The sequence below is a fragment of the Brevibacillus fortis genome (assembly GCF_003013395.1).
Taxonomy (GTDB): Bacteria; Bacillota; Bacilli; order Brevibacillales; family Brevibacillaceae; genus Brevibacillus; species Brevibacillus fortis.
In genome coordinates, this window is the sequence record NZ_PXZM01000003.1 from 361,724 (window position 1) to 374,874 (window position 13,151).

Annotated in this window: 13 protein-coding genes; 5 read left to right on the forward strand and 8 right to left on the reverse strand. The window is 47.8% G+C overall.

Annotation, left to right across the window (positions count from 1 at the left end; translation table 11 throughout):
- Positions 1 to 99: 99 nt before the first annotated feature.
- Positions 100 to 1,716, reverse strand: a complete 1,617-nt coding sequence (locus C7R93_RS03315; RefSeq protein ID WP_244191445.1) for a serine hydrolase domain-containing protein — start codon at positions 1,714 to 1,716, stop codon at positions 100 to 102.
- Positions 1,717 to 1,738: 22 nt separating this feature from the next.
- The gene (locus tag C7R93_RS03320; protein ID WP_106837456.1) at positions 1,739 to 3,100 is read right to left on the reverse strand and encodes a D-serine ammonia-lyase; all 1,362 of its coding nucleotides are present in this window, start codon (positions 3,098 to 3,100) and stop codon (positions 1,739 to 1,741) included.
- A gap of 158 nt (positions 3,101 to 3,258) precedes the next feature.
- Between C7R93_RS03320 and C7R93_RS03325 the strand changes: the two genes are divergently transcribed.
- From C7R93_RS03325 to C7R93_RS03335, 3 genes are all read left to right on the forward strand, one after another.
- Positions 3,259 to 3,756 carry an NUDIX hydrolase gene (locus C7R93_RS03325; RefSeq protein ID WP_106837457.1) on the forward strand — a complete coding sequence of 166 codons (498 nt, stop codon included), beginning with the start codon at positions 3,259 to 3,261 and terminating at the stop codon, positions 3,754 to 3,756.
- A gap of 27 nt (positions 3,757 to 3,783) precedes the next feature.
- Positions 3,784 to 4,236 carry a GNAT family N-acetyltransferase gene (locus tag C7R93_RS03330; protein ID WP_106837458.1) on the forward strand — a complete coding sequence of 151 codons (453 nt, stop codon included), beginning with the start codon at positions 3,784 to 3,786 and terminating at the stop codon, positions 4,234 to 4,236.
- Between the two features lie 99 nt (positions 4,237 to 4,335).
- Positions 4,336 to 5,136, forward strand: coding sequence for a VOC family protein (locus tag C7R93_RS03335; protein WP_106837459.1), 801 nt, complete (start codon positions 4,336 to 4,338; stop codon positions 5,134 to 5,136).
- Positions 5,137 to 5,200: 64 nt separating this feature from the next.
- On the opposite strand, the gene C7R93_RS03340 is transcribed toward C7R93_RS03335, so the two are convergent.
- From C7R93_RS03340 to C7R93_RS03355, 4 genes are read right to left on the reverse strand one after another with little or no spacing between them, the layout of a single operon-like run.
- Entirely contained in the window at positions 5,201 to 6,319 is a 1,119-nt protein-coding gene (locus C7R93_RS03340) for a YheC/YheD family endospore coat-associated protein (protein ID WP_106837460.1), read from the reverse strand.
- A 59-nt stretch (positions 6,320 to 6,378) separates the two neighbouring features.
- The gene (locus tag C7R93_RS03345; RefSeq protein ID WP_106837461.1) at positions 6,379 to 7,287 is read right to left on the reverse strand and encodes an RluA family pseudouridine synthase; all 909 of its coding nucleotides are present in this window, start codon (positions 7,285 to 7,287) and stop codon (positions 6,379 to 6,381) included.
- Positions 7,288 to 7,320: 33 nt separating this feature from the next.
- Positions 7,321 to 7,668, reverse strand: coding sequence for a thioredoxin family protein (locus C7R93_RS03350; RefSeq protein ID WP_106837462.1), 348 nt, complete (start codon positions 7,666 to 7,668; stop codon positions 7,321 to 7,323).
- Between the two features lie 58 nt (positions 7,669 to 7,726).
- The gene (locus C7R93_RS03355) at positions 7,727 to 8,614 is read right to left on the reverse strand and encodes a LysR family transcriptional regulator (RefSeq protein WP_106837463.1); all 888 of its coding nucleotides are present in this window, start codon (positions 8,612 to 8,614) and stop codon (positions 7,727 to 7,729) included.
- 114 nt (positions 8,615 to 8,728) lie between these two features.
- Here C7R93_RS03355 and leuC point away from each other — a divergent pair, with 114 nt between their 5' ends.
- On the forward strand, positions 8,729 to 10,159 hold the full coding sequence (leuC, locus tag C7R93_RS03360) for a 3-isopropylmalate dehydratase large subunit (protein WP_106837464.1): 1,431 nt from the start codon (positions 8,729 to 8,731) through the stop codon (positions 10,157 to 10,159).
- Positions 10,156 to 10,740 (forward strand): 3-isopropylmalate dehydratase small subunit, encoded by a 585-nt coding sequence (gene leuD / locus C7R93_RS03365; RefSeq protein ID WP_106837465.1) that lies wholly within the window; start codon positions 10,156 to 10,158, stop codon positions 10,738 to 10,740. Before leuC ends, leuD begins: the two co-directional genes overlap by 4 nt.
- 78 nt (positions 10,741 to 10,818) lie before the next feature.
- Here the strand turns inward: leuD and C7R93_RS03370 are convergent, their stop codons facing one another.
- Positions 10,819 to 11,325, reverse strand: a complete 507-nt coding sequence (locus C7R93_RS03370) for a GNAT family N-acetyltransferase (RefSeq protein ID WP_106837770.1) — start codon at positions 11,323 to 11,325, stop codon at positions 10,819 to 10,821.
- 116 nt (positions 11,326 to 11,441) lie between these two features.
- Positions 11,442 to 13,100 (reverse strand): AMP-binding protein, encoded by a 1,659-nt coding sequence (locus tag C7R93_RS03375; protein ID WP_106837466.1) that lies wholly within the window; start codon positions 13,098 to 13,100, stop codon positions 11,442 to 11,444.
- Positions 13,101 to 13,151 lie beyond the last annotated feature (51 nt).

Sequence of the window (13,151 nt, forward strand, 5' to 3'; positions counted from 1 at the left end):
TACGTTTTTATTAGTACTCAATTTGTTTACATAACAAATATTATGTCATTTAAAGACGCGAAATAAATACACGAAGCGAGAACTTTTTGTCGACTCATGTTACGACTCTACGCACGAGAATAGGTCTTGCCTGGAAAAGGCGATATTTTTTACTCTGCCCGTTGAAAGCTCAAAGCCTTTTCCAGTCCCATCTGCCCCTCTTGTAAATGTTAAGCGCAAAGCCACCAAATTTTCTCCCCCACCTGTGATAAATTCATCATCAGCTGTTTGCACGAGTGGATGCTTCCCATTTCTGCGGTGAGATAGACACAACAGTCCGTTTTCTTCTATCACTTCATACGTTGTTTCCAGTTCTGTGCATCTGTACTTCCCCGTATATCGGTCTAGTTCTTCCCTGCTTTTGGATGTAGGCCGCCATTTTTCAAACGGGATGTCTCTCGCACCATAACGCATTCCTGCTTGTTTGCCAAGAAATACCTCATATTCAAACGGGCCGACTTCAAAGCAATTTCCATACTTATGAACGAGGAGCACAGCCCCATATTCTTGAAGCATGTACAATTGTCCGTCTTTCTTTACGATGTCTGCTAAAATGGGCGCATCACCTTTTGTATAATACTTGCCCGGTGCGTCATTTTCATCAAAATCTTCCGTATAAAAATCAGGCATATCAACCACTTCTTGATTTGTTTCCTCTTCATATCCCATTACGATCGCCGCGATCTTTTCGGCTGCGACTTCAAGCTGTATGTTTTCCGTATTACTAAAAAGAACGATATCGAGATCATCTTCTGTCATGCGGACGATATAGCTTCTAAAGCCGGCATCAGCACCGCCATGACTGATAAAGGGACGGCCCGCATGCTGATTCGGATCGTCTACGGAAAGACCTCCTGCGTAATGGCTAATCGTCCCGTCTGAAAGAATTGGGTATGCAAATAACAGCTGAAGTGTCTCTTGTTTGCAAATGACTGGCGTTTTCAAGTTTTCCATCCACTTCATAAAATCAGTCGCAGTCGTATTGAGAGAGGTTGCGCCATATGTTCCATAGTTTAAGACAGCATGGACAAATTCTGTTCCGTTGGGTCTATAGGAATCTGCTCGGTTCGAAACGATTTGCCAATACCGATCCTTGAAGCATGTATGCTCCATGCCTAACAGGCCAAAAATACGCTCTTTGGCAAAATCGTTCAATGTTTGGCCTGCAACTCTTTCCACTATTTCTGCGAGCAAGGTAAAATTGGAGTTGCTGTACATATAGCGAGATAAAGGCGGAAAATTCAAGTCCGTTTGTGAACGAATCACGCCTTTCGCATCTTCTTGTGTAATGGTGTCATCAATTCTGACCCCTTGTATCATGAGCAATTCCCATTGATCCCTGATTCCGCTAACATTGTTCATCAGATTCCGGATCGAAACGGGTTCTTGAAATGCTACGAGATCACCGATGTATTCGCGGATATCATCGTCAATCGCGAGCTTGCCGTCTTCTTGCAACAACAAAATGCACATTACCGTTATTTGTTTGGAAACGGAGGCCACATGAAAAACATTGTCACCTGTTACGGGAAGCTTATGTTCAAGATTCGCATAACCGAAGCATTTATCGTAAATGATTTCGCTACCTCTTCTAATCAAAACCTGACCACCTGGACATACACCTTGTCGCCATTGATCAAAAATTGTATCGATTTTTGCTTCCATGACAGGATTCATTTCTTTCACCAACCCATCCTTTTTATTTCTCTTTGGTTTCCTGACCTTTCGCATAGTACTCGTCCTGGATGTTCTCCGGCACCATACTCCCACCTGTTGCCCATACGATGTGGGTCGCGTTTTTCATTTTTTCCGTTAGACCTTGCTTCGCCAAATAGTGACGCCCTGTCTCCTGCTGAAACAATCTAGCAGGTCCTGGCATGCCAGCCAATGCGGACGGCTCCAATCGAATTGCTTCGTGATCGCGCATGCCACGCAACAAGGCGTATAGCTCCTCGTCAGCCACTGTAAACACGCCACTCAGCAGGTCCTCCATCATTTTCCCTACCAATCGGGAAGGACGACCAACGGCCAGACCATCCGCCTCTGTCTTGTTGTCTATCCCAAAATCTTGAACGGAGACTTTATCATGGAGTCCTGTCAGTAAACCTAGCAGCATGCAGGGAGAATGAGTTGGTTCCGCAAAAAAGCAATGAACATTGTCGCCATAGACGAGCTTCAACCCGTACGCAACACCACCAGGACCACCACCAACTCCACACGGAAGGTAGACGAACAGCGGGTGATCTCGATCTACTTTTATCTGTTGTTCCTCTAGTTGTCTTTTCAATCGTTCGGCTGCTACTGCATAGCCGAGGAATAATCGTTTGGAATTTTCATCATCAATGAAATAGCAGTTCGGATCGGCTTCAGCCTGCTTCCTGCCCTCTTCCACCGCTTTTCCGTAATCCGATGCGTACTCCACTACCTGGACCCCTTCTGCCCGCAGTAATTCCTTTTTCCATGCTTTGGCGTCTGCTGACATATGTACGGTGACTTGAAAACCGAGCGTAGCACTTATGATCCCAATGCTCAAACCAAGATTTCCAGTCGAGCCTACTGCAATGGAATAACGGGAAAACAGTTCCCGGAACTCTTCCGAAGCAAAACCAGCATAATCCTTGTCCGTTTGCAGCATCTGATATTTTTGGGCCAATTCTTCTGCATGTGCCAGCACCTCGTAGATGCCGCCCCGCGCTTTGATTGAGCCTGCAATAGGCAAATGGCTATCGCATTTTAACCAGAGATTCCCCTGTATATTCGACGCAAAGCGAGACTCCAGGTACTTGTGCATCTCTTTTATCGGAACGAGAGGGGACTCGATCAAACCACCAGCTTCTCTCGTCTCGGGAAAAGCCACTTGAATGAATGAGCCAAAACGCCGCAAACGTTCTTCTGCATCCTGGACTTCCTCTGGCGTAACAAAAAGCGTTGCTTTTGCGATCTCGTCATAGCCAGGGTTCGTCCAGAACACTTCATCTGTTTCCGTCATGTTATGGAGAATCGGATATTTCGTTTTCCATTCTTCTAATGTTAGCCCTTCCACCTTTTCATTGTTTACCATCTTGAACGAGCCCCCTATTCTTCCACTCTTCTTTGTTATTATAACGAAATATTACGAAACTTCTTTTGGAAAACCAAATAAAAATAACTGAGGAATCCACTCATTTGATACAATGGTCGTGTTAAAGAAGTCGATTGTACAAAAAGGAAAGTGATAACATGTATCGCTATACCATATGCTTTCTCAAACATAGAAATGGAATACTCATGCTGAATCGCAACAAATCACCGTTGATGGGGCTATGGAATGGCGTAGGCGGTAAGCTAGAGCACGGAGAGACTCCACTGGACAGTGTCCTTCGCGAGATTCGGGAAGAGACAGGCATTTTGCTAGAAACCGCTTACTACAAAGGGATTGTCTCTTGGCTCGTTGATGGAAGTCAAGCGGGCGGTATGTATGCATTTCTCGCTGATCTTCCAGAAGACTTCGAGCGCTCTCAAACTCCGCAATTGGTGGAAGAAGGCATACTTGATTGGAAAGAGCTAGCGTGGATCTTGGATCCAAACAATGCTGGCGTCCCGGAAAACCTTCCCATGTTTTTACCGTACATGCTGGAAGAAGCTGACCCTTGTCAGCATTTATTTACGTACGAAAATAACCAGATTGTCAACTATGAAACAGCTCCATTGCCAAAGCCAGTAACGACTGGCTCATAAAACGCTTGAATCGGAGGAGAAACACGGATGGAAATTCGCAAGCTTGCAGTACAGGAACAACCACCAATGGATTTACTCTTATTGGCTGACCCTTCTGTCAGATTGGTGGAAGATTATTTACAAAGAGGTCAATGCTATGTCGCTGTTCTGGAGGAGAACATCGTAGGCGTCTACGTGTTGATTCCAACCAGACCGGATACGATTGAACTCGTGAATGTTGCCGTCGATGAGGCCCATCAAGGAAAGGGCATTGGCAAAAAGCTCGTTCTTGATTCCATTGAAGTAGCGAAGTCTCTTGGGTTTAGGACGATCGAGGTCGGCACAGGGAATTCTAGTGTAGGTCAGCTCGCCCTTTATCAAAAGTGTGGATTTCGCATGAATTGGATCGATCGGGACTTTTTCTTGCGGCATTATGAGGAAGAGATTTACGAAAACGGGATTCAGGTAGTAGATATGGTTCGCCTCTCTCAAGATATTTGAGAAGATTGTCTAGAAACAGTGTGAATCATTTGAGTATACATAATCTATATTATGTTACTTTATTGTAAGATATCTTTTTATAGGAAAAGGTGATGCCAGGTGATCACGCATTTTTCTAATTTAACATTACAAACCGTGTCCATCCAAGGGGTACATCAGGTTTACGCAGACCGTCTCGGCTTTCCGATTTCATCTCAATCAGACAAACAAATTACGTTTCAGGTCACACCCCATTTTCGATTAACCTTTGAAGAAGTGTATGAGCCGATCTCCCCTGCCCATATTGCTTTTCAAGTACCTTATTCCCTGTTTCATGAATCAGCGAAAAAGATCAAAGAATCTGGTCTTTTGATTGTTCAATGGGAGGATGGGCATGACATTGATCAGGAAAAGCAACGGATGAACCTGTATTTCCGCGATGGAGACGGGAATCTTCTGGAGATTATTGCCCACGAGTATGTGTCAGAAGAAGTCGTCGAGCCATCGACTCCCCTGCACATTATGTATTTACGGGAAGTGGGTTGTCCCGTGGAAAGTGTTCCTGTTTTTACGCAATGGTTAAAATCGAATATCAGCCTGAAAACATACGAGGATGGCGAAATTTTTAGCTTCGTCATCGGAGGAACGGCACATATTGTAGCCACATGGAAAAACAGGCCTTGGATTCCCATTGCCATGAAAGCGTTACCACCAAAAATGCACGTCACATTTGGAACACCTGACCAAGCATTCCTGCAAAAAGTGCGGAGGCGCTTTGAAAAAAGCAATGTCCTGTTCCATTCAGACGCTCATGAGCTTACATTCGTCCGGGGAGGATACTCTTTTTCTGTTATTCATACACCCGATTACGCCCCTGACATCCCGAGCAAATTGCAGTTACCGCTTTCCATCTTGCCCTAGCAAAGACAGCGGCAGACAAGGACTTCAAACGTGGTCCCTGACTACCGCTGTTTACACTTTCACGCTATCCTCTGGCGACCTTTCTCTTCAAAAGTGGCTCGCGACCTTCGCGTCCTTGTGTTTTCGCAAGGTAGATGGCATATTCTAGCGGGCGAGTGATGGCATTCTTGTACTGCTCCATTGCCCCCATCTCCCGGAAGATTTCCCGAGCTGGTTTGGGATTCACTTCGATCAGCCATGCGCGACCATCTACATCGATGCCAATATCCAGTCCAAATTCAACCATCCGTCCAAAATGATCCTCGAGTGTTTCCGCTGTTTGAAAAGCAAGCTGCTCGCAATCATGCACGATCTGTGCAGTTCGTTCCTCCCCAAACTTTGGCCGGAGAAATACCGAAACAGGGATCGCTTTTCCGCCGCCATGCAGATTAGAGGTTGCACTGCGTTCTGGACCTACGCGAATCCCATGACCTGTAATGCTCCATTCACCCTGCCCATTCTTTTGAATCAAGAGACGCATGTCTACTGCACGCGTAGGAACCAGCTGCAATCGAAGCCCTTGCTGTACGATGTATTTCTCCTGTCTCGTCCAATGATCCACCCATCTCTGGGCAGCGGCTTTGTCTCTTACTACAGTGGATACTTTCGCCCTTTGTTTGTTCCTGCCGAGCAGTCTCAGTTCGTCGCCACGTTTTTCAATCGACAGGATGTTTCGTCCCCCTGTTCCATTGAGTGGCTTTACGTAGAGCAGTGGATGCTTGCCTAGCATGTTGACCAGGCTTTGTCGATTATAGAGGTGGGTCTCCGGAAGCCAACGATGCATTCTGTGGTCCCGATGCAGCACCTCATGTACACGCCATTTGTTTGCCAATCGATTGTTTGCGTACAAAAAATTACTCGTCTGTCGAAAGGCCACGTAGTTCTTAAATGCCTGTGTCGGTGTATAACGGTATCGGTCGAATACAGCGTCTGGACGGTCAAATATCCGTGCTTGCCAGCCGCCGTTACTCCCCGGGACATACCCTCTCACCTGCTTGCCAGATCCGAGTACATCCTTTGGTGAAAACAAGAAAACGGTACAGCCCAGTTCTTGTCCAGCCTTGAACAGTCGCCGAAAATAGGTTGGCTCTGCAAACCTTTTGCCTTCCCGCCAAGTCAAAATGCCGATTATGGGTCGTTTCAAAAGACCACCCTCTCTCGTTTCCTCCTTGGCAGTTTATTCAGCCTGTAGTCAAATGGCGCTTATCTCAGCTTCTTTTCCAAGTGAAACAAATCGAGTGGCAACGGGGCCGTAACCTCAATAAGTTCTCCACCGAATGGATGCTCGAATTTGAGTACTGCGGCGTGTAGCGCTTGTCGCTTAATGAGTTCGCGCTTGCCACCATACAATTCATCCCCCAAGAGCGGGTGCCCAATATAACTGAAGTGAACGCGGATTTGATGGGTTCTCCCCGTCTCCAATTGACATTCCACTTTCGTAGCTGTTTGAAAGCGTTCTTCTACCTGGTAATGAGTAATAGCTGTATCTCCGTTTGGTGTGACCCTTCTGCGCGTTCCATGATTCCGATCTTTTCCAATGGGCTCATTAATTTTCCCGCGCTCTTTGGGCATTAGTCCCGAAACATACGCGACATAGGTACGCTTGATTGTGCGCTCACGCAGCATTTCATCTAGCAGTGCAGAGGCCCACGCATGCTTCGCATACAGAACAACGCCTGACGTATCTTGATCCAGCCGATGGACATGGCGGACTTTTGCTTCCAAACCCGTACGGAAAAAGTGGCCTGACACGAGATGGTCCAACGTCATATGATGGTGTCGTTCAGTCGGATGTAACAGAAGGCCAACCGGCTTATTCACGATGAGCAAATGATCATCCTCGTACAAGATCTCGGGAGCTTCACTAGCCGGATCAAGCCCCAAAGGCTCAGGCTTGCACATCCGCAGCCGAATTTCCTGCCCTGCTGTTCCCGCAACATGCTGAGCGATAGGTTCACCATCCAGCAGTACTTCTTTGTATTGGAATAAAAGATGGACCTGCTTGCGAGGCAGCTTCCACTCTTCACGCAGCAGGTTCCCAATCGGAATGGCATCGTCTTTGTCTCGTAAGTGAGCAACGAGCCATTCCCCTTCTTTTTTCATGTTTAACATTTCTTTCTATCTCCCTGTTCTATGTTCATGCAATTACGCTTGCTCGAGTCCTTTACCTACTTGAATGGCACGGTCTAAGAAATGCTCGATCTCCTCACGACTTTTTCCGAGCTTGCTGACGAAGCGAACCAGTTCTTTTCCATTTTGGAACGCAATAAAGCTTGGAATCCCGAAGACATCATACTTTTGAGACAGGTCCGGGAGAGTATCACGGTTGACTTCTATCATATCCAGTTGTTCCTTGTATTTTTCCTCCACGGCAGGCATGAATGGATCAATGCGATGGCAATCTGGGCACCAATCCGTGAAGAATTTGACGATGACTGGCTTTGTTGCTGCAATCACTTGCTCGAATTCTGCTTCTGTCTTTATTTCTCTCATGCTTATCTTCCTCCCAGAATGATTTGGCAATAGTGTACCACAGGCGGGGGAAATCACTCTATATTTTTCCACCCTGCTCGATGAGACATTGCACAAACGCTTCAGCCGGGCGAGACAATGGTTTGTCCTTTCGATACGCCACGACGAGTGTGCGAGAAGGTTTTGTTTTGATCCGCACATACGTTGGCGGCTCAATCGTTCCGGGTGCGAGCGTAATCATTTTCGGCGCAAACGACACCCCCATGCCTGCTGCAACAAGTGACTGGACGGTCTGGATGTTGGTGCTCTCGAAAACGATTCTTGGCCGGAACCCCGCCTGTTCACAGAGCCGAAGCGAAATCGTGCGGAAGCCTTGTCCTTCTTTTAACAGGATAAAAGGCTGATCGGCTACCTCTGCAAGATCGACTTCCTTACGTTTGGCGAGCGGATGATTGGATGGTACAGCCAAAAAGATTTCTTCATTGATCGCAGGAATGATCGTAAGCGTAGGCTCACTGATGGGCATGGTTAGCAGGCTTACATCAATTTTCCCCCGCACGAGCAGCTGCTCCAAATGACTCGACGTTTCTTCCATCAATTGCAGCTCGACACCGGGAAATTGCTGTGTAAACGTAGGCAATACCCTAGGCAGCACGTACGCCCCTGTAATCGGTAGACTTCCTACTAGCAATTTGCCGCTTTCTCCTACTGCATAGGCTCGCATTTCCCTCTCTAGCCCCTCTGACATATCGACGAGCGTCTGCGCCACCTGTACGAAGCGCTGGCCCGCATCAGTCAGTTCTACATGCTGCGGCAAGCGATGGAACAAGCTGACACCGAGTATTTTCTCCAGCTTCGCAATTTGCTGGCTCAACGAGGGTTGGGCCAAATGTAATCGATTGGCTGCCCGAGAGAAACTGCGTTCTTCCGCAACAGCGAGTACATAACGAATTTGTCGTAACTCCATATAAACCTCCCGATAGGCAAAAACTATCCTTCTTATAAGTATTATATCTTTGAACTATTCTCTTTGCCATGTTACAACCTTGTTAAGAGTTTTTGATCGAAGGAGGAAAACATGATGACAGCCCGTACGATGTTTGAAAAGATTTGGGACAATCACGTTATTCACGAAGAGGCAGGCAAGCCGAGCCTTTTGTATATCGACCTGCACCTGGTTCACGAGGTGACTTCACCGCAAGCTTTCGAAGGACTCCGCTTGGCTGGCCGCAAAGTACGCCGTCCAGAGCTTACCTTCGCGACCATGGACCACAACGTACCGACTGCTGACCGCTTTAATGTCAAAGACCCGATTTCTCGTCAACAAATGGAAACCTTGACGGCGAACTGTGAGGAATTTGGGATTACACTCGCGGATCTGAATAGCCCTGATCAAGGAATCGTCCACGTCATTGGTCCTGAGCTCGGGCTTACACATCCAGGCAAAACAATCGTCTGCGGTGACAGCCACACCTCTACTCACGGAGCATTCGGTGCCCTCGCCTTCGGTATTGGTACCAGTGAAGTGGAGCATGTACTTGCAACGCAATGCTTGCAGCAATCGAAACCAAAAACGATGGAAGTACGCGTGAACGGCGACCTGCCATTCGGTGTCAGTGCAAAAGATTTAATTTTGGCGATTATCGCAAAATACGGAACTGACTTTGCAACTGGTTACGTCGTAGAATACACAGGTGCTGCGATCCGCAACCTGACCATGGAAGAACGTATGACGGTGTGCAACATGACGATTGAGGGTGGCGCTCGTGCCGGCTTAATCGCTCCTGACCAAACTACTTTTGACTACCTGAAAGGCAAGCGCTACGTCCCACAAGGGGAAGATTTCCTTGCAGCTGTCGAGGCTTGGAAAGAGCTGTGCACAGACGAAGGCGCTACATTTGATACCTGTGTAGAAATCGAAGCAGCCGAGATCGCTCCGCAAGTTACGTGGGGAACGAGCCCTGGTATGGGTACGAACATTACGAACACTGTTCCAGACCCTGAGTCATTCGAGACAACCGCACAGCGCAAAGCGGCACAAGATGCTCTGGCGTACATGGATCTTGCGCCTGGTACCCCTATGAGCGACATCAAAATCGATCGCGTGTTTATCGGTTCCTGTACGAACGGTCGGATCGAGGACCTGCGCAAAGCAGCCGAAGTGGCAAAAGGACGCAAGGTCTCCCCTTCCGTTCACGCAATGGTCGTTCCCGGCTCTCAAGCAGTTAAGCAGCTCGCTGAACAAGAAGGCTTACACCTCATTTTCCAAGAAGCTGGCTTTGACTGGCGCGAATCTGGTTGCTCCATGTGTCTGGCGATGAACCCAGATATCCTGTCCGAGGGTGAGCGTTGTGCTTCTACTTCCAACCGGAACTTCGAAGGACGTCAAGGACGAGGCGGAAGGACACATCTGGTCAGCCCGGAAATGGCTGCGGCTGCAGCTATCGCAGGTCACTTCGTAGATGTACGTGAATGGAAAAGCGAGAACGTAAGCAAGGAGGTATTCCAATGAATCCATTTGTCATCCACTCCGGAGTGGTAGCTCCACTCGATCGTGTAAACGTAGATACGGACGCGATTATCCCCAAGCAATTCTTGAAGCGTATTGAGCGCAGCGGTTTTGGTCAATTCCTGTTCTACGAATGGCGCTTTACTGTCGATGGTGCGCCAATCGATACGTTCCTTTTAAATACGCCTGCATACAAGGAATCTACTGTCCTTCTTGCCCGTAACAATTTTGGCTGTGGCTCCTCTCGTGAGCATGCACCATGGGCTCTCCTTGATTATGGCTTCCGCTGTGTGATTGCTCCATCCTTTGCGGACATTTTTTACAACAACTGCTTCAAAAACGGCATCCTGCCGATCAAGTTGAGTGAAGAGCAAGTCGATGAGCTGTTCAATCGTGCTCAAAACAAGCCGAACTATCAGCTGACCATCGATCTGCAAGAACAAGTCGTTCGTGACAGTGAAGGTCTCTCCTACCCGTTCGAGGTTGACTCCTATCGTCGTTACTGCCTGCTGAATGGCCTCGACGATATTGGAATTACGTTACAGTATGAAGATAAGATCGCTGCATACGAAGCAAGTCGTTAATTTTCAATCCATAGCGTAACGCATAGAAAAAGGCGAAGGCATCCACTATTGTGTGCCTTCGCTTTTTCCATGGTTGTCCTATAGTAGAATATACATGTGACTTTCATCGAAGTATTGATCGCCGATTTTCAGTGCCCGTTTTTCCACTCCATATGGGAGAAAGCCCATTTTCTCATAGAGACGAATGGCAGCCGGATTGGTCGTGACGACAGCGAGCTGTACGGTATCGATATCTCCCCGCTTCTCCAGATACGCGAGCTCGGTCTGCATGAGCGCTTGTGCGACACCCGTCCCGCGATACGCTTCTCGCACGTACATGGAGACGATAGACGCTTTGTGTCTTGCTTTCAACCCTCTATGCCGGAAAAAACCGATGATACCAGCCAGCTGTCCTTCCACAAAAGCTCCAAAATAGCCGCTATCCCCCGACTCTCCTTGAGAAAGCCTTCTCAGCCACTCTTCCTTAGGCATTTGGATTTCCTCTTCATAAGTAGAGCCGAATGCATCTGGATCTGTTTGCAGCCCTTCCAGTCTAATCTTGATAAGCTCATCTGCATCGTCTGGTCCCAAAAAACGAACTTCCATTCTAAGCTGCACCTCTCCCATTTTTCATTTCCACTTATTTTATCAAGAGTTGCTAGAATGTGAAGAACTATCTAAAAAAAACACCAGGAGTATTTCCCCGGCGCATGAACCTTTTCCTATGCAGTTCCAGTCTGGTTTGGGTTGCTTTGCCCAAACAGCTGCAACGCTTGCTCCCGCAGCTTGAACTTTTGTATTTTTCCAGAAGCCGTCATCGGATATTCGTCTACAAACTGTATGTAGCGAGGGATTTTGTAATGAGCAATCTTCCCTTCGCAATAGTCCCGCACGTCATCCTCCGACAACGTCTCGTGAGGCTTTACCCGAATGCACGCCAATACCTGCTCTCCGTATTTGGCATCAGGTACACCTACAATCTGGACGTCCAACACTTTTGGATGCGTATAGAGGAATTCTTCCACTTCGCGTGGATAAATATTTTCCCCTCCGCGAATGATCATATCTTTGAGCCTGCCAGTAATCCGATAGTAGCCTTCATCATCTACGGTTGCCAAGTCTCCGGTATGTAGCCAGCCTTCGTGATCGATCGCTTTTACTGTCTCCTCTGGCATGTTGTAATAGCCCTTCATGACCAAATAGCCTCGGGTGCACAGCTCGCCTTGTACATCTGGCGGCAAAATGTCACCTGTCACCGGATCGATGATTTTTGCTTCTACCTCTGCATGCAGACGGCCGACAGTGGATACTTTTCGCTCGAGGGAATCCTCTGGTACGGTCTGTGTGATGACAGGAGAAGCTTCAGTTTGTCCGTACGCAATCGTAATGTAACGGATTCCCATTTGATCGACGACCTTCTTCATGACCTCAATCGGGCATAAAGAACCGGCCATGATGCCTGTTCGCAGCGAGCTCAAGTCACGCTCGGTAAAAGTCGGATGATTCAGCTCTGCAATAAACATGGTGGGTACACCGTACAGTGCTGTGCAGCGCTCGGACTCCACAACCGTAAGTACCACGCCGGGATCAAAGGCGATGACAGGAACCATCGTCGCACCAGTCGCCACACATGCCAAGGTCCCCATCACACAACCAAAGCAGTGGAAAAACGGAACAGGAATACACACCTTATCCTCTAGCCCGAGCCGCTGACATTCCGCTACCTTAATGGCATTGTTGACGATATTGACATGCGACAGCATGACTCCCTTTGGAAAGCCGGTCGTCCCGGATGTGTACTGCATATTGATGACATCATCAGGTGAGAGCATCGCCTGGCGCGATATCCGCTCTTCTTCCGTGACCCTTGCAGCACGTTCGAGCAAATCACTCCACAGAAACATCCCGGGCTGTCTCTCACTCCCTAGATAGATGACATTTTTTAAATGCGGAAGCCTTTTGGATTGTAGCGCTCCAGGTTCACATGTCTGTAACTCCGGGCAAATTTCTTGAATCATGGCGAGATAATTCGCATCGCGATAAGAATCAATCAACAGAAGCGTCGTTGACTCTGACTGACGCAGCAAATATTCCAGCTCATGTACCCGGTAGCTCGTATTGACCGTTACCAGCACACCACCCATTTTCGCTGTGGCGAATTGGGAAATCACCCATTCTGGCACATTGGTTGCCCAAATCGCGATATTCTCCCCTTTTTGAATGCCAAGAGACATAAAGCCCCGCGCTGCCTGATTGCATATCTCTTGAAATTCCCCAAACGTATAACGAAGCCCTCGTTCGTAATAAACCAGCGCTTCCTTTTCGTGATACTTACTGGCTGTATCGTCTAACATGTTGCCGATTGTGGTCATATGGATCATACAAGCACCCCCAAAACATTCAGACTATTCTGTATGATTCTTCCTTTATGC

Excerpts from the sequence above, each read along its gene's own strand:
- C7R93_RS03315 (WP_244191445.1), bottom strand. The coding sequence starts at position 1,716 with ATGAATCCTGTCATGGAAGCAAAAATCGATACAATTTTTGATCAATGG.
- C7R93_RS03320 (WP_106837456.1), bottom strand. The coding sequence starts at position 3,100 with ATGGTAAACAATGAAAAGGTGGAAGGGCTAACATTAGAAGAATGGAAA.
- C7R93_RS03325 (WP_106837457.1), top strand. The coding sequence starts at position 3,259 with ATGTATCGCTATACCATATGCTTTCTCAAACATAGAAATGGAATACTC.
- C7R93_RS03330 (WP_106837458.1), top strand. The coding sequence starts at position 3,784 with ATGGAAATTCGCAAGCTTGCAGTACAGGAACAACCACCAATGGATTTA.
- C7R93_RS03345 (WP_106837461.1), bottom strand. The coding sequence starts at position 7,287 with ATGTTAAACATGAAAAAAGAAGGGGAATGGCTCGTTGCTCACTTACGA.
- C7R93_RS03350 (WP_106837462.1), bottom strand. The coding sequence starts at position 7,668 with ATGAGAGAAATAAAGACAGAAGCAGAATTCGAGCAAGTGATTGCAGCA.
- C7R93_RS03355 (WP_106837463.1), bottom strand. The coding sequence starts at position 8,614 with ATGGAGTTACGACAAATTCGTTATGTACTCGCTGTTGCGGAAGAACGC.
- leuC (WP_106837464.1), top strand. The coding sequence starts at position 8,729 with ATGACAGCCCGTACGATGTTTGAAAAGATTTGGGACAATCACGTTATT.
- leuD (WP_106837465.1), top strand. The coding sequence starts at position 10,156 with ATGAATCCATTTGTCATCCACTCCGGAGTGGTAGCTCCACTCGATCGT.
- C7R93_RS03370 (WP_106837770.1), bottom strand. The coding sequence starts at position 11,325 with ATGGAAGTTCGTTTTTTGGGACCAGACGATGCAGATGAGCTTATCAAG.
- C7R93_RS03375 (WP_106837466.1), bottom strand. The coding sequence starts at position 13,100 with ATGATCCATATGACCACAATCGGCAACATGTTAGACGATACAGCCAGT.